At 66.3% G+C, this 15,593-nt stretch carries 14 protein-coding genes and 3 tRNA genes; 5 read left to right on the top strand and 12 right to left on the bottom strand.

What is annotated here, in order from left to right:
• A partial coding sequence (locus ACE3P2_RS17525) for a hypothetical protein (protein WP_374266833.1) occupies positions 1-297 on the top strand: 297 nt, incomplete at its 5' end.
• A gap of 81 nt (positions 298-378) precedes the next feature.
• Here ACE3P2_RS17525 and ACE3P2_RS17520 read toward each other — a convergent pair.
• From ACE3P2_RS17520 to ACE3P2_RS17505, 4 genes are all read right to left on the bottom strand, one after another.
• A complete protein-coding gene (locus ACE3P2_RS17520) occupies positions 379-1,227 on the bottom strand; it encodes a D-hexose-6-phosphate mutarotase (protein WP_374266832.1) in 849 nt (282 codons plus the stop codon).
• 37 nt (positions 1,228-1,264) lie between these two features.
• Complete coding sequence (locus ACE3P2_RS17515; protein WP_374266830.1) at positions 1,265-1,864, bottom strand: DNA-3-methyladenine glycosylase I; 600 nt, start codon at positions 1,862-1,864, stop codon at positions 1,265-1,267.
• Positions 1,864-4,551: a GNAT family N-acetyltransferase gene (locus ACE3P2_RS17510; RefSeq protein ID WP_374266828.1), complete on the bottom strand. Its 2,688-nt coding sequence runs from the start codon at positions 4,549-4,551 to the stop codon at positions 1,864-1,866. The genes ACE3P2_RS17515 and ACE3P2_RS17510 overlap by 1 nt, the downstream gene beginning before the upstream one ends.
• A gap of 245 nt (positions 4,552-4,796) precedes the next feature.
• Positions 4,797-7,712 carry a PAS domain S-box protein gene (locus tag ACE3P2_RS17505; RefSeq protein WP_374266826.1) on the bottom strand — a complete coding sequence of 972 codons (2,916 nt, stop codon included), beginning with the start codon at positions 7,710-7,712 and terminating at the stop codon, positions 4,797-4,799.
• A 178-nt stretch (positions 7,713-7,890) separates the two neighbouring features.
• Between ACE3P2_RS17505 and ACE3P2_RS17500 the strand changes: the two genes are divergently transcribed.
• The 3 genes from ACE3P2_RS17500 (at position 7,891) to ACE3P2_RS17490 (ending at position 8,194) form a co-directional block, all read left to right on the top strand.
• Positions 7,891-7,967 (top strand) — tRNA-Pro (locus ACE3P2_RS17500).
• 27 nt (positions 7,968-7,994) lie between these two features.
• Positions 7,995-8,068 (top strand) — tRNA-Arg (locus ACE3P2_RS17495).
• Positions 8,069-8,118: 50 nt separating this feature from the next.
• Positions 8,119-8,194, top strand: a tRNA-His gene (locus ACE3P2_RS17490).
• 141 nt (positions 8,195-8,335) lie between these two features.
• Here the strand turns inward: ACE3P2_RS17490 and ACE3P2_RS17485 are convergent.
• The 7 genes from ACE3P2_RS17485 to ACE3P2_RS17455 form a co-directional block, all read right to left on the bottom strand.
• On the bottom strand, positions 8,336-8,644 hold the full coding sequence (locus tag ACE3P2_RS17485) for a hypothetical protein (protein WP_374266824.1): 309 nt from the start codon (positions 8,642-8,644) through the stop codon (positions 8,336-8,338).
• A gap of 581 nt (positions 8,645-9,225) precedes the next feature.
• On the bottom strand, positions 9,226-9,828 hold the full coding sequence (locus ACE3P2_RS17480) for a hypothetical protein (RefSeq protein ID WP_374266822.1): 603 nt from the start codon (positions 9,826-9,828) through the stop codon (positions 9,226-9,228).
• A gap of 20 nt (positions 9,829-9,848) precedes the next feature.
• Entirely contained in the window at positions 9,849-10,178 is a 330-nt protein-coding gene (locus ACE3P2_RS17475; protein ID WP_374266820.1) for a hypothetical protein, read from the bottom strand.
• 228 nt (positions 10,179-10,406) lie between these two features.
• Entirely contained in the window at positions 10,407-11,933 is a 1,527-nt protein-coding gene (locus ACE3P2_RS17470) for a phage/plasmid primase, P4 family (protein WP_374266818.1), read from the bottom strand.
• Positions 11,930-12,904 (bottom strand): PriCT-2 domain-containing protein, encoded by a 975-nt coding sequence (locus tag ACE3P2_RS17465; protein ID WP_374266816.1) that lies wholly within the window; start codon positions 12,902-12,904, stop codon positions 11,930-11,932. The genes ACE3P2_RS17470 and ACE3P2_RS17465 overlap by 4 nt, the downstream gene beginning before the upstream one ends.
• Positions 12,901-13,134 carry a helix-turn-helix transcriptional regulator gene (locus ACE3P2_RS17460; RefSeq protein ID WP_374266814.1) on the bottom strand — a complete coding sequence of 78 codons (234 nt, stop codon included), beginning with the start codon at positions 13,132-13,134 and terminating at the stop codon, positions 12,901-12,903. Before ACE3P2_RS17460 ends, ACE3P2_RS17465 begins: the two co-directional genes overlap by 4 nt.
• 191 nt (positions 13,135-13,325) lie before the next feature.
• Positions 13,326-14,384, bottom strand: coding sequence for a site-specific integrase (locus ACE3P2_RS17455; RefSeq protein ID WP_374266813.1), 1,059 nt, complete (start codon positions 14,382-14,384; stop codon positions 13,326-13,328).
• A 24-nt stretch (positions 14,385-14,408) separates the two neighbouring features.
• Here ACE3P2_RS17455 and ACE3P2_RS17450 point away from each other — a divergent pair, with 24 nt between their 5' ends.
• Positions 14,409-15,110 (top strand): DUF4124 domain-containing protein, encoded by a 702-nt coding sequence (locus tag ACE3P2_RS17450; protein WP_374266811.1) that lies wholly within the window; start codon positions 14,409-14,411, stop codon positions 15,108-15,110.
• Positions 15,111-15,153: 43 nt separating this feature from the next.
• Here the strand turns inward: ACE3P2_RS17450 and ACE3P2_RS17445 are convergent.
• On the bottom strand, positions 15,154-15,593 hold a 440-nt coding region (locus ACE3P2_RS17445; RefSeq protein ID WP_374266809.1), incomplete at its 5' end, for a hypothetical protein.

Genomic DNA, 15,593 nt, shown 5'->3' with positions numbered 1-15,593 from the left:
GTGCCGCTGGCGACGCCGACCGCGCCGCCGTCCCGTCCCGCCCGCGGCGTGGCCCGGGCCTACGCGATGGACGGCGCAACCTTCTATCAGAGTGGCCGCAAGTTCCGCGTCCAGGGGCTGGACGCACGGGATCCGGGGATGAGTTCGGAGCACGCTACCCAGCGCCTGCAGCGCGCGCTCGACGCGGGCAACCTCACCGTCGAGCCGGTCGAGGTGGATGGTTCGGGCCACACGGTGGCCATCGTCCGCGTCAATGGCCGTAACGTGGCCGACGCGGTGCGCGCCGCGTCGAACTGAGGATCGAAACGCGGGCGGCCTGCCCGCTGCAATGAAAAACGGGGCCCGCGTGGCCCCGTTTTTTTTTGGCCTGCGCAGGCCTTACATCGCCACCAGCGACTGGCGACCCCACCACTCGGCGCCAGGGGCGAGTTCGACCGGTTCGCGCACGGCGGCGGCTTCGACGCACAGCATCCGCCGGAAGCCGTCGGCCGGCATGTCGGCGAGACGGGCGCACTTGTCGACCCACGGGTTCCAGATCACCACGTCGGGGAAGTTCTCGGCGTGGATGCCCATCGCGCGGTGCTCCTCGCGCACCAGCAGGGTGTGCGGCGCCTTGTGGTAGATGCGGTCCACCTCGTCGTCGATGGCGAGGCCGACGCCGGTTTCCTTCTTGAGTGCGCCGCTGGCGACGCAGTCGGTGAATTCGAGGCCACGCAGGCCTTCGATGCGCAGCGCCTCGACCTCGCGCACCTTGAGATAGGTGTGGAGGGCGGCGGTGAAGCGGAAGGGGGCATCGCCGGTATTGGTGACTTCCAGTTCCATGTCGAGGCGGCCGCCGCCGATGGAGACGCTCATCTCGGCGGCAAAGGCGTGGGGCCACTGGGCGAGCGTGGCGGCGTCGGCCTCGAGGCGCAGGGTGGCCACGGCGTAATCCTTGCCGGCGCGGGTGTTGGTCACCGTCCATGCCCGGTTGCGGGCGAAGCCGTGGGCGCGCAGCGGACCGTTGCCGGCGAACTGCGGGAAGCACACCGGCACGCCGCCGCGGATCGCGGTATCGCCGTCGAACACGGCCTGCGGGCTGAGGTAGAGGCGGTCTTCGCCGCCGGCGGGCGTCCACGACAGCACCTGGGCGCCGTGCAGGCTGATGAGGGCGACGGCGCCGTCGGGCGTCTGCAGCTTGAGGACGGGCTGGCCGTGGAGTTCGGCCATTTCGATCTGGTCGGTCATGATTCGCGGTGTGGGCCGCGCGCGGGCCCGTGAAGTGTTACAGAGGGCGCGATGATAACGCGGCCACTTCGGCGTGGCGGAAGCAGTCGATGACGTGGTCGTTCACCAGGCCGGCGGCCTGCATGAAGGCGTAGCAGATGGTGGTGCCGACGAAGCGGAAGCCGCGCTTCCTGAGGGCCTTGCTGAGTGCGTCGGACAGCGGCGTGCTGGCCTGGGCGTCGGCGAGGCTGGCGAGGCGGTTCTGGATCGGCTGGCCGTCGACGAAGCGCCACAGCCAGGCGTCGAAGCTGCCGAACTCGGCCTGGATGGCAAGGAAGGCACGGGCGTTGTCGATCGTCGAGGCGATCTTGAGGCGGTTGCGGACGATGCCGGGGTTCTGCATCAGGCGCGCCTGATCGGCCTCGGTGAAGGTGGCGACGACCGCCGGGTCGAAGCCGGCGAAAGCCTCGCGGTAGGTTTCGCGCTTCTTGAGGACGGTGATCCACGACAGCCCGGCCTGGGCGCCTTCGAGGGTGAGCAGTTCGAAGAGCGCCCGGTCGTCGTGGAGCGGCACGCCCCATTCGGTGTCGTGGTACGCCTGGTACAGGGGATCGACCCCGCACCAAGCGCAGCGCACACGGTGAGCGTCGGTGCGCATCAGCCTTGCAGGGTGAGCACGCCGTGCTTGACGGTGTTGTCCTCGGGGTCGTTGGTGAGGACGAAGCCGAGGCTGGCGACGAACTTGAGCATGCGCTCGTTGTTCGACAGGAAGATGCCGGTCATGGCGTGCAGGCCACGGTTGCGGGCGGTTTCGATGAGCACGCCCATCAGCCGGCGGGCGAGGCCGCGGTGCTGCCAGTCTTCGGCCACCACGATGGCGAACTCGCAGGTTTCGCCGTCGGGATTGACCGCGTAGCGGGCCACGCCGATCTCCACTTCGACGCCGTTCTCCTCGATGATCGCGACGAAGGCCATTTCGCGGTCGTAGTCGATCTGGGTGAGGCGGGCGACCATCGCCGGGGGCAGCTCGCGCATGGTGTTCATGAAGCGCAGATACTTGGTCTCGGGCGAGAGCTTGCGGACGAATTCGATCTCGAGCTCGGCGTCCTCGGGCTTGATCGGGCGCACGGTGATCTCGCCTTCGGGCATCTGAAGCTTGGTGATGAGGTGCGACGGGTAGGGGTGGATCGCCATGTGGTCGTAGCGGTCGGCCGTCGGGGCGATGTTGTCCACCACGATGCGCGCATCCACCGCCACGGCGCCGTTCTCGTCGACGATCAGCGGGTTGATGTCCATCTCGCGGATCCACGGCAGCTCGCAGACCATCTCGGAGATGCGCAGCAGCACGAATTCCAGCGATTCCATGTTGATCGGCGGCATGTTGCGGTATTCGCCGAGCAGGGTGGCCACGCGGGTGGACTTGATCAGATCCTGCACCAGATAGCTGTTGAGCGGCGGCAGGGCGACGGCGCGGTCGGCCTGGATCTCGACGTGGGCGCCGCCTTCGCCGAAGGTGATGACCGGCCCGAAGATCGGGTCGCGGAAGGCGCCGACCATCAGCTCGCGGCCGTAGGGCTTGACGACCATCGGCTCGATGGCGACGCCGTTGATGATGGCGTCGGGGCGCTTGCGCTTCACGTCCTCCAGGATTTCCTGGTACGCGGAGCGCACCGCGGCGAGGCCGTTGAGGTTGAGGCGCACGCCGCCGGTGTCGGCCTTGTGGGTGATGGACGGGGAATCGATCTTCATCGCCACCGGCAGGCCGAGTTCTTCGGCGAGCACCATGGCCTCGGTGGCCGAGCGGGCGACGACCGTTTGTGCGATGGGAATGCGGAAGGCCGCCAGCAGCGCCTTGGATTCCATCTCGTTGAGATTCTTGCGGCGCTCGGAGAGGGCCGTCTCGATGACCAGCCGGGCGCTTTCGACGGACGGCGGGTTGAGGTCGGACGACAGGGACGACGGCGTCTGCACCAGCAGCTTCTGGTTGCGGTAGTAGGCCGAGATGTGGCCGAACAGCTCGACAGCCGGCTCCGGCGTGCGGAAGGTGGGGATGCCGGCGGCCTCGAAGAGGTGGCGGCCCTCGCGGACCTGCTCCTCGCCCATCCAGCAGGTGAAGACCGGCTTGTCGGCGGCGCGCTCGATCTCGATGACCTGCTGGGCGACGTCGGTCGGGGAGCTCATGCCCTGCGGGCACAGCATGGTCAGCACGCCCTCGACGTTCTCGTCGGCGAGGACGATCTCGAGGGATTTGCGGTAACGCTCGGGATCGGCGTCGCCGATGATGTCCACCGGATTGCAGTGGGACCAGGTGGGCGGCAGGATCTCGTTGAGCTTGGCGACGGTGGCGTCGGACAGGGTGGCGAGCGGGATGCGCAGGTCGGCCGCGCGGTCGGCGGCCATGACGCCCGGTCCACCGCCGTTGGTGATGATCGCCAGGCGGTTGCCGCGCGGACGGAAGTGGGAGAACAGCGCGTTGGCGGCGGCGAACAGCTGGCCGAGGTTGTACAGGCGGATCACGCCGGCGCGGCGCAGGGCGGCGTCGAACACCGCGTCCTCGCCGACCATCGCGCCGGAATGCTTGAGCGCGGCGTGGGAGCCCACCGGGTGGCGGCCAACCTTGATCAGCAGCACCGGCTTGACCCGGGCCGCGGCGCGCAGGGCGCTCACGAAGCGGCGGGCGTCCTTGATGCCCTCGACGTACAGGAAGATGCTCTCGGTGCGGGAGTCCGACACCATGTATTCGAGGACTTCACCGAAGTCGATATCCACCGAGGTGCCCAGCGACACCACCGACGAGAAGCCGACGTTGTTGGGGCGCGCCCAGTCGAGGATTGCCGCGCACAGGGCGCCCGACTGGGAGATGAAGCCGATCGAGCCCTTGGCCGCGCCGCCGTGGGCGAAGCTGGCGTTGAGACCGAGTTCGGGGCGCAGCACGCCCAGACAGTTGGGGCCGAGCAGGCGGATGCGGTGGCGGCGGGCGTTCTCGATGGTGTTCTTCTCGAGCATCTTGCCGCGCGGGCCGGCGTCGGAGAAGCCCGACGGAATCACCACGACCGACTTGGTGCCGGCACGCCCGCAGGCGTCGACGATGGCCGGCACGCGGTCGGCCTTGGTGGTGATGATGGCGAGGTCGAGGCGTTGGGGGATGTCCTCGACGCTCTTGTAACAGGGGACGCCGAGCACTTCGTCGTATTTGGGATTGACCGCGAACAACTTGCCCTTGAATCCCGCCTCCAGCATGTTGCGGACAACCACGTTGCCGAGAGAGTTTTCCCGCTCGCTGGCGCCGATGATGGCCACTGAGCGTGGCTCGAAGAGGGGAGTGAGGTAGTGTCGTTCGTTCATGATGAAGGCTCGGTGAGTGCAATATGTTGGGCTGTCGGGGAGTCTGGGGCCCGGCCGCTGCCACGGCATTTCTTATCGTCAGTTTCGCGCAGGATTTTAACCTGCAAGGATGCCGCACGGCATCCGTAAAAGTGCCGATGTATTGCGATGCACAACAAACCCTGTGACTTATATCAAGCCTTTTGAATTCAGGTTGTTGCGTAGCAGCAACGGTTTGGCGACGGCGCAACAGCGCGCAACGCGCTTCAGTGGCTGAGCGTGAAGAAGAAGCTGGCGCCCTGGTCGGGGACGGACTGGGCCCATACCCGGCCTTCATGGCGCTGGATGACCCGCTGCACCGTGGCGAGGCCGATGCCGGTGCCGGCGAACTCGCTGATGCCGTGCAGGCGGTGGAAGGGAAGGAACAACTTGGAGGCGAAGTTCATGTCGAAGCCGGCGCCGTTGTCGGTGACGCAGTAGACGATCTGGCGGTCGCGCATCTCGGCGTGGAAGCGGATCTGCGCGACGTCGCGACGGCTGGTGAATTTCCAGGCGTTGCGCAGCAGGTTTTCCAGTGCCACGCGGATCAGCGCGCGGTCGGCGGCGGCGACGAGGTTGGGCTCGACGTGGATCTCGATCTGGCGCTCGGGGTCTTCCTGGCGGAGTTCGGTGAGGATCTGTTCGACGATCTGGCTCAGGTTCACCGGCTCGCGCTTCATCGACTGGCGGGTGAGGCGGGCCAGATCGATCAGGTCGTCGATCAGGCGCGCCATCTTCTGGGTGGCGATGCGGATGCGGTGGAGGTATTCACGACCGGTTTCGTCGAGGCGCGGGGCGTAGTCCTCGGCGACGATCTGGGCGAAGCCGTCGATGGCCCGCAGCGGCGCCCGCAAGTCGTGGGACACCGAATACGAGAAGGCTTCGAGTTCGCGGTTGGAGGCTTCGAGTTCGGCGGTGCGGACCCGCACGCGGGCTTCGAGCTCGCGGTTGAGGTCGCGCTGGGATTGCTCGGCTTCCTTGCGGGCGGTGATGTCGTCGAGGGTGCCGGAGCTGCCCACCACGTGATCGTAGGTGTCGCGCAGGGGGCGGATCGTGGCCTCGACCCAGCGCAGGCCGTCGGAGTGGGTGCGCAGGCGGAACTCGAACTGGGCGATGTCTTCGTAGCCGCCCCGGATGCCGCGCAGGTGCTGTTCGACGCGGCTGCGATCGTCGTCGGCGACGAAGTCGAGCAGGCTCTGGCCGAGGGACAGGCGGCCGTCGAAGCCGGTGGTGTGGCGCCAGGCGCGGTTGAGGAAGGTGACGCGGCCTTCGCTGTCGGTCTGGAACAGGATTTCATTGACCGACTCGACCACGTCGCGGTACATCGCGCGGCTTTCGCGCAGCACCTGCTCTGCCGACAGCCAGCGCGCCACGTCGCGCAGCACGTAGAGCACCGCCGGGCGGCCGTCGAAGCGGATGCGCACGCCGGTAGCTTCGGCGTTGAGCAGCTCGCCGTCGAGGCGGCGGTAGCGCAGCGGCAGGGGGGCGAGGCTGGACTGCTCGGGGTTGGCCTCGAACTGCTGCAGCCGGGCGGCTTCCATCGCCCGATCGTCGGCGTGGACCAGCGACAGCATCTCGATGCCTTCGAGGGCGTGCTCCGGGTCGGCGCCGAAGAGGCGGCGGCTCGCGGCGTTGGAGAGATGGATGCGCCCGTCGATGCACACCAGCGTGGCTTCGGGCGACAGGTCGAACAGCTGACGGTAGCGCTCCTCGCCGGCGCGGCGGTCGTCGAGGGTGTGGCGCATCTCGGAGATGTCGTCGACCACCACCGCGAAGGACGGCGGCGCCTCGTCGTGACCGGGGATCAGGCGCGCCGATTCGCGGCACCACAGGGTCGTGTCGTCGGGGCCGTGGTAGCGCACCTCGCGGCTGTAGCGGTCGATCTCGCCGGCCAGGCAGCGGGCGCGCAAGGCCTTGCCGGCGGCGGCGTCCTCGGGGCTCATCACGCTGTCGATCGGGGCGCCGGCCAGGGCGTCGGCGGACTGGCCGAGGAAGCCGGCGAAGGCCTCGTTGACCTGCAGCCAGCGTTCGTCGGCCGAGATGCGCCCGAAGTTGGCCGGTGCGCCATCGAACAAGGCGCGGAACAGGGCTTCGTCGCGCTGCAGGCGTTCGCGGGCGATGATCCGATCGGTGATGTTGCGGGTGGTGCCGCAGTAACCGGCGAAGACGCCCCGGTGATCGAACACCGGGATGCCCGATTCGCTCAGCCAAACCGCCCGGCCGCTGCGGTCGCGGCGGCAGAACACGAGGTTCGAGAACGGCTCGATCTGACGGAGCTGGGCGATGTGTTCGGCCCACGGCGCTTCGTCGGGCGATTCGCCGGGCAGCTCCCAGCGACGCGCGCCGATGGCGTCCTCGGCGGCCAGATCGGCGAGGTGCCCGGAGCTGGCGGTGATCGCGGTGTAGCGCAGGTCGGCGTCCTGTTCCCAGTAGCCGTCGGTGCTGTAAGCGATGAGGGCGTGGATGCGCTCCTCGTTGCGTTCGAGGTTGGCGGACAGGCGGGCGCGGTCGGTCACCTCGCGGCCGATGCCGCGGTAGCCCTGGAACGCGCCGGCCGCGTCGAACACCGGGCGGCCGCGCATCTCGAGATAGCGCACTTCGCCGGTGGCGCTGCGGCGGGTCAAAGTGACGGCAATCGGCCCGTGCCGGCCGAGGGTCTCCTGGTGGGCGATCGCGAAGTCGGGCGACAGCTCGGGAATGATGACTTCGTCCCAGCTGCGTCCGAGGGTGTCCGCCGGCGCGATGCTGGGCGGCGTCGGCGCGTCGGGTACGGCGACGAAACGCATCGCCGCGTCGGTTTCCCACGGCCAGTCGCCGGACATCTCGACGAAATCGCGCCACGGCACGCCGGGGGCGGTGGCGCTGGGGGCCGGTCGGGGCGGCGGTGCCGAGATCGAGAGCGGCGGCGGAGCGGTGGTCGGCGTGCCGGCCGGCGGCGGCGTGCGGCGCGCCAGACGCCCGAGGAGCAATCCGGCAGCCAGCGCACCGCCGGCGACCAGCAGATAAGGCAGGGTGGTCTGCAATCCGCCGTCCAGCCCATCGCCCGCGGCCGCGAGGGCAACGGACGAATGCAGGCCGCTGGCGACCAGCAAGAAGGGCAGGGCTGCCATGCGCAGCAGCCGTGGGGCGGGACGGTAAGGCATCGAATACTATTATCTGCGCCCGCCATGCATTTTTTGCACCGGCGAGCATGGCGGACCATGCCCGTTGACACGGACGGGTGAAAATTCTTGAAACGACCTGGCCGATTTCGACGCTGCAAAACTTTTTTCGTTTCAACGTTTGACTGATAGGAAAAGGCTATGTATTATTCGCGCCTCTCGGGGTGTAGCGCAGTCCGGTAGCGCGCTTGCTTTGGGAGCAAGATGTCGGGGGTTCGAATCCCTCCACCCCGACCAAGGCTTGACCCCGGTGCCCGCGGCGATCTGCCCGTAGCTCAACTGGATAGAGCACCGGCCTTCTAAGCCGGGGGTTACAGGTTCGATTCCTGTCGGGCAGGCTCTTAAAATTTGGTTTCAGGTTGGCGACGCAAGTCGATGACCTTCAGTGGCGGCATTAGCTCAGTTGGTAGAGCACTGGATTGTGATTCCAGGTGTCACCGGTTCGATCCCGGTATGTCGCCCCAACGATACGGCAGAAGGCCCCGAGCAATCGGGGCCTTCTGCTTTTCTCGCCCTCTACAACTCTTCGTGCGGCCTTCCTTGGTTACGCTGTCTCGGGTGACAGCAGGGTGACAAGGTTTGCCCCTGTCACATTTGGCGCAGCGTCAAACTTCCGCTTCGAGCTCTTCCCAACCCCGCAATTCGCGGCGAGCGTGCAGCAGTCCGCCGGCCTCTTGTTCCAGTGCCGCCAGTTCATCGTCGGTCAGTTCCTCGAACACTCTCACCAGCGCGTCAGGATCGGCGCACAAGGCTTTCAAGGTCCGCACGAGGTGTGCGCGCTGGCGGGTGTCTTCTTCGTGCCGGGCAAGGGCTGTCACGTTCTCGGCTTCGGTTGCCGCGATCCTCACCCGCGTGCGCGGCGCGGTGGGCAGGTCATCATTGAACGTGGCGGGGGTATGATTGGTGCAGGTCATGTCGGCTTCTCCGGTAAGTCGGTGTGATCCAGGCGGGCCGGTAGTTGGCGCTATCGGCTTCGCCGCGTCTGCCTCGTGTCAGGCATGCAGTCATTATATCACCGCGCTGCATTGTGATGCTTAAATATTCCTTTAAATTCAACAAGCTAACGTGTAAGCACGTTGCCGTGCGCTGCTTCGGTACTGGTCGCCGGTCGGGGTGAGGGGCAGGCCAGCACGAGCCCGGCGTGTCGTGGGGCGCGTCGCTTCGGGGCAGTGGGGGTGGGTAGGCCCCCCGGTGGCTCCAAGGGTGGGGGGTAGGGGTGCCACTACTAGGTGGTGCGCGTGCATTTTGGTCCGATTTTGGAGCCTGTTAACTTGGGTATGGCCAAGAAAAAAAGATCGAAGCCGTTCCAGACACCTCAGTTCTTGCTGGCGCCCTGCTCGTGCCGTGGGGTCAACCCTGCGTGCTTCAAGTGTGGTGGCTGGGGGTATCTCGATAACGTGGGCTCAGGCCGTGCAGTTGCGTCCGACTTGCCAAAGGTGCGTAAGAAGCCGTCCGGGTTCAGATAGCTGAAGGCCGGGTTTCCCCGGCCTCGTTGTCACTTCGTGCGGTACCGCTCCGCCAGCTTGTGGAAGTAGGTGAAGCGCTTTGCCAGCTTCTTGTCGAGGCAGATCATCCCAACAAGGCGGGTTACCCCGTCGAGCGCGTCCGATATCAGCAGCTCGAACAGGGGTACGGCGCTATCCCCGATGCGGCTTTCCTTGCGGCCCAGCGCGTTGTGCGCGTCCAGCATGGTTTGGCAGCGGATCAGGAATTTGTCCGCCCACTCGTGGAAGTCTTGCAGCACTTCCGGATGGCCGTGGCGGGCCAGGATTTCGAACGCGGGGCGCATGCGCCAGCCCATGCCGTATGCGAGGTGGTGAGGTACCCAGCCAATCCAGCGGAGGCCCTCCAGGATTTTGCCGCGTGGCGGTTTGCTGGTGGCCTTGTGGGCAGCCAAGGCGATCTGACAATGGCCGATGTGCTCGTCAAGCATGTGCTCGAGGTAGGTGACAGCGGCCTCCAGTTTCTCGCGCTCGCCCGGTCGGGCCAGCCGGCGTTGTGCGTGGGAGTAAGCCTCGTGATAGGTGTCGGCGACCGGCTTCGCGTCGCGGCGCATGGTCTCCCGGTCACGTTCGACCCAGGTGGGGAGGTTGGTCATGTTCATTCCTTTCGTGTCGGTCAGTTCGCTTCGCCCAAAACCCAAAATCTTCTGCCGAAGTCCGGGTCGTCCTTGCCCCACACCCGCGCCGATTTCTCGTATCCCATCAGGCGTAGGGCCTTCCCCACTGCACGAAGGCTTGGGTTCTCGCGGTAGCGGCCTTTCAAGGCCGGTAGCAAGGTCGGGGCGTGGATCTTCCGGCGCTGGCTCTCGGGCCAGCCCGCCAATACTTCGCGGATTTGATCCACCAGGGCGGGCGGTGCGGGGCGCTTGGCAGGCTTGGCAGGCTTGGCGTTAACTTGCTGTGGGCGGTTCGCGGGGTTGGATTTCATCGCCAGCAGGCGCGCCATGAAGGTGCTCGCACGGGTCGGGGTTTGGTTCATAGGTGTCGAATCCATGTAGATCGTGGGTTCGGTGGCTTTCTGGGGCTTTCGTTGGGCACGAAGTAGGGGTGTCGGGTACAAACGGGGGCATGTGGGGCGGGTTTCTTATCTGTCTCACTATTTGGCCTCAAAGAAAAACATAGAGAGGAAATAGTCAGACAGCTCTCGAACCCGCCCCACCCGCCCCCGGGTCGATTACATGCCCTCACCTCGCAAGCTCAGGCCGGCATAGAAGCGGGTGCCGTGGCTCTTTGCCTCGCCGTGCCCGCGTTCATTCAGCTTGCGGGAGAAGCTCGCCTTCGAGCCGGCGCGGGTGCCGTTGCCCTCGTTCCAGGCGCGCCACGCCGCGTACAGTTTTGCTTGCTCCACTCGTGCATCCGGGCCGCGCAGGGTCTTGTCCTCGAGGAACTCGCCCAGCAGGTCCGATTCCTTGCGGTAGCCCGCAGATTCACGGCGCACCGTCGCGGAAGGCTTCAGGCCGATGCGTTGCCACTCCAGGCAGCCCGCCACCATCCATGCAAGGATGCCGTCGCGCTCCTCGAGCAGTTTCGATTCCAGCCACGGGTCACGCTCGTGCTCGGCAAACTGGCGGCGGAAGGGAATCAGGTGCAGGCGGCGCCAGATGCCGTCGTCTTCACCGGTCACGATGGGGCGGTGATTCGTCCGAAGCCAGGGTTTGGCGGTCGGCTGGAAGTCGAAGAACTCCTTGTGCAGGAAGCGCGCGCTCAGGGTTTCACGGCCCGCCAGCATCTTCACGACTTGCTCGTCCAGGCGATCGCCTTGCCCCGTCTCGTTGATTCCCAGGTAGCGAGCACCGCACAGGCGGGCGATGTCGTTACGCGGGCCTGCGTCACCCGCTTGGCGGATCGTCAGCAGTGAGGGCGGCGCAGCCTGTGCATAGCTGCCCATGATCGCGGTCACCACGTTGGAAAACACGCTCTTGCCGTTCGCACCGTGGCCGAAGCAGATGGCGAGCACCTCCTCGGTCGTCGTGCCGGTCAGTGTGTAACCCAGCAATCGCTGGATGTACTGCACCGTCTCCGCGTCACCCTCGAACACGTCATCCAGGAATTTCAGCCAGCGCGGGCATTTCGCATCCGGATGATATTCGGCGTTGCATTGCCGGGTAATCAGCATCGCGGGGTCAGGCGCAAGCAGGGTGTCGGTTTTCAGATGTACGGGCCCATTCTTCGTGCCCAGCAGCCAATCGTCAGCATCCAACTCGCCCATGCCTCCGACCGTCATCCCGTCTTCGGACTTGGCAAGCTCGATCATCGCTTCCAGGCGCTTGATACCCTGCAGCCCCGCGGCCCATGCCAGGGCCTTACGGTGGCGCTCCGGATCGGCCTTGTACAAAGTCATCACGCGGTCAAGGATCAGGTCGGCGGTGCGCTTGGCGGCCTGCATCTCCTCGCCCTTGCTGCACCACTCCCAAATGGTGCCATCCCACTTCATCCAACAGCCCCGCGGAGCCACATACAGAAGCTTCCCGCGCATAGCCTTGGCGAACAGTCGGCCGGCCTTGATGTCGCCCAGGGCGCCCCCTTCATCGTTGCTGGCGGTGGCGACTTCGTGCCGTGAAGTGGGGCGCCCGCCCTGGTTGGCCTTGTATCGCACCGTGGCATACGTGATGCCGCCCCCTCCCTTCGGCGCGAATCCGTCCCATTCCCGCTTGAACGATCCATCGCCTGCCCACTTCTTCGCGGTCGCGGCTTCGATCATGCTGCGCCCCCTTTCCACAGCGCGCCCATGCTCCAACGGCGCGCCAGTTCATAGGCGGCCTCGCCAAACTCGTGCTTCAAGCCCGCCAGCACGGCGCGCCATTCGTCGCGGGGTAAGTCGGGGTCGATGTACCGAAGATCCTCTTCGGCCTCTTCCAGGGTGTGCTGGCGGGCCTGCGGTGCGGCCTCGATGATGCTGCCCGCGCCATGAGCCTTCACCCATGCAGGCGCCGTGCCGGCGATGCCTTCCGGGCCAACCGGGGCGTCCTGCCCCTCGTGCGGCTTACCCTCGCCCAAGCGGGCCAGGGCGGCGCACAAGGCCGCGTCAAAGGCTTCCAGGGTCACAGGCTTGCCCTTGTGCAGGATGCGTACCGGCTTCGGGTTGGCGGGGTCTTTGCGGTTCGTCGTGCCCGGCAGGCGCAGCACCGATGCCGCGTCCGTCGTGCGGCTGGGGTCAGCCAGGAAGTTCAGGTTCTGACAAAGTAGCTTGAGCCTCCCAGTAGTGGCCTCCCACGGCTCCCGGATCGTGGATTCCTCGAGGGCCCAATACACGTGCAGGCCGTTGCCGCTATCCACGATCCACGTGGGCGAGGGCAGGCCGGCGGCCTTGCAGAATTCCTTAAGGGCCTGCGCGGCTTCCTTCTTCGTGCGATAGCCCGCCCCCTTGGCGGCCTTGTCCGGACCGCAGTCGAGGTCAAGCCAGAAGGACTTGACCAGCTTCACGTTGATCTGCACTCGGAAGCGGGGCTTTCCATCGGGGCCGATGCACTGGGCCTGCGTGTAGGTCGAGCAGGCGTGATACACCGTCATCCCCATGGCGTCCTGTTCGGCGGCCTTGGCGGGCATCTCCGCGCGGGTCTTGAACTGGATATGCTTTGCCCCAGGCAGCACAAACAGGGCATATGTGCCTTCGTTCGGCAGGATGGAGTCGAGGAACTCGGCGGGGGCGTATGCATCCCCCTTCGTGCTCATGCAGCCTCCTTCCCGCTCACCTTGTGGGCGGCCATCCAGGCATCCAGTTCGCTGCGCACGTACCAGACCATGCGGGTGCCCACCTTGTAGAACGGAACGCCGTGGCGGCCGGTCATGGCGTCCTGCGCCAGGAAGGTCTTGCTAACACCCAGGTACTCCGCCGCTTCCTTGCGGTTCAGGCGGTCGCCCTGCATGCGGGGCGCGGGTTGCGGTGTCGTTACTTCGTGCATCGCGGTTTCCTCTTGGGATACGGGAAAATCCCCGCGATACGTATTCTCTACATGACGATGCGCAGCGCAACTAGCTGATTTTTATCAGAACGCGCGGTGTGTTCTCATGTGGCTGCATGTTAGAGCATGCGCTGAAACTGCCATTTTGTAATTCTTTGTAACAGGCCCCGCGGGGCCTGTTACTCCCACACTTACCCCAACTTACGGGCCAGATCCTCCGCCTTCGGGTGGTAGTACCGGCGCAACATCCGCACGTCTTGATGCCCGCTCACGGCCGCAAGCTCCACGATGTTCGGCAGCTTCTCTGCGAGGGCCGTAACGGCGATGTGGCGCAGGTCGTGGAAGTGGAGGTCAGACAGCATCCGTTCATCCTTGCCGCCTTCCGCCTCGTACCGCTTGCGGGCGCGCTCCACGGCCCGGACGAACCCCAGCTTCACCGCATTGGGCGTGATCGGAAAGACCGGGCCACGAATCGCGCGGGGCAGGGCGCGCAGCACCTCAGCCGCTGCACTGGATAGCGGCACGTCGCGGCTGTGGCCGTTCTTCGTGTCCGTCAGGTGGGCCACGCGGTCAGCTAGGCGGATGTTCTCCCAGCGCAGCGCCAGAAGTTCCCCACGGCGCATGGCCGTTGCCAGGGCAAGCTGCACCAGCGGGCGCAGCAGGGGATTGGCGCACCCGTCCCCAAATCGCCCATCCTCCCCTCGTGCTGCCGGCGCTAGGGCTTGGAGAAGTCGGGCTTCCTCACCGTCGAGGAACAGCCTGTTTCGTGCGTTCTTGGAGGTCGGCAGGCGCATCGCCTCAATGGGGTTCGCCAGCCCTTCAAAGCTCCATTCCTTGCGCGCCACGTTGAACAGGTTGGAGATGATCGCCAGTTCCAGGCGCACTGTTGCCGCTGCAGCACCGTCCTTGAGCCGAGCATCCCGGTAGCCCGCGAAGTCCGAAGCCTTGAGCGTGCCCAGGGCCTTCTGTGCGAGCTTGTGACGCTTCCACTTGGTGATGCGCACCCGCTCGGTGTCGGCACCTTTCTTGCCGCTGGTGACTTCCTTCTCGTACCGCACGAGGGCTTCGGCCAGTGTTGTCTGCATGGCCGCCGATTGGTCGGCCCAGGTGCCCGCGTCCATGGCGCGTTCTTCCTGTCGCGCCCACTTCTCGGCGTCCTTCTTGATGTCGAAGGTCTTGGATTGCTGGGGGTAGCCCTTGCGCTTGATGATCGCTTGCCAGCGGCCGGCGCGTTCTCGGATCGTAGCCATTATCCTGTCTCGGGTGACAGGAAGGTGACGCACGAATGGCAAATTGCCCGGAAAGCCTTGCAGGACGGCGCTTTTCAGCTGACAGACCCTTGGATTGTGATTCCAGGTGTCACCGGTTCGATCCCGGTATGTCGCCCCAACGATACGGCAGAAGGCCCCGAGCAATCGGGGCCTTCTGCTTTTTGTCGTCAGTTTTATCGGGCCTGCGCCGGCTTTGGTACGCTTGGGCTTCGGACTGCAGGAGGAATGACGATGCGTGTGATCGGGCGATGGATCGGGGTGTTGCTGGCGCTGGGCGTTCAGCCGGCGCTGGCGGTGAACAAGTGCGTCGGAGGGGACGGCAGCGTGACCTATACCGATGGCCCCTGCGCCGGCGGCAGCGCCGTGACGCGGATCGAGACGCCGCCTCCGCCCAGTCGCCTCGATCAGGCCGAGGCGCAGCGGCGTGGCGAGCAGATGGTCGACGAGGCGCGGGCGCTGACATCGCGTCAACGGGCCGAGGCGCTGATGCGACAGCGGCGCCGCGAGGCGGATCAGGCGGCGGAAGCGGCCGCCCAGCAGCGTCAGGCGCGCCAGGAGGCGCTGCGTGAAGAGTCGGAACGTCTGATCGTGGTGCGGCCGGTGGTGCCGCGTTACTGGCCCCAGCCCCAGCCGGTGGTTCCGAGGCCCAAGCCGGTGGAGCCGGAGCGGCCGCAGCCGGCGACGATGTATCCGCGCTTTCGCTGAGCGTCGCGTAATCGCCCAATCGCCACGGAGCGATGCGCGGCGCTCAGGCGCGTGCGGGTTCGTGGGTGAGGTCGGCTGCCGCGGGGTCGAGGACCAGCACCCGCACCGGCTGATCGCCGTGGCGGGCGGCGTGGTCGAGGGCGGCGGTGACGCGCTTCGCCTGCCCCACGGCATCGCCTTCCAGCACGATCAGCGTCGGTCGGCGTGGCAGCCAGCGGGCCAGGGCGGCGAGACGGGTGTCATCGAGGGTGACGAGCCAGGCGTCGTCCCAGGGCGTTTCGGCGCGGCGGGGCAGGCACCAGACCAGCGGCCGTAACTGCACGCCGATGCGGTATAGGATGCCGCCGAGGCGGCTGCGTTCGTCGAGCTGGTGATAGCCGGCCAGGCGATAGCCGAAATGGCGCACGGCCGCCGTGGCGCGGGCAGGCACATGGGCCACCGCGACGGGCACCGGCACGGCGGGCCGCGACCAGGGCAGGAGGG

It is taken from the genome of Zoogloea sp. (assembly GCF_041911615.1).
GTDB lineage: Bacteria > Pseudomonadota > Gammaproteobacteria > Burkholderiales > Rhodocyclaceae > Zoogloea.
The sequence above is the reverse complement of the archived record's forward strand: the minus strand, read 5'-3'. Positions and strand labels throughout refer to the sequence as shown.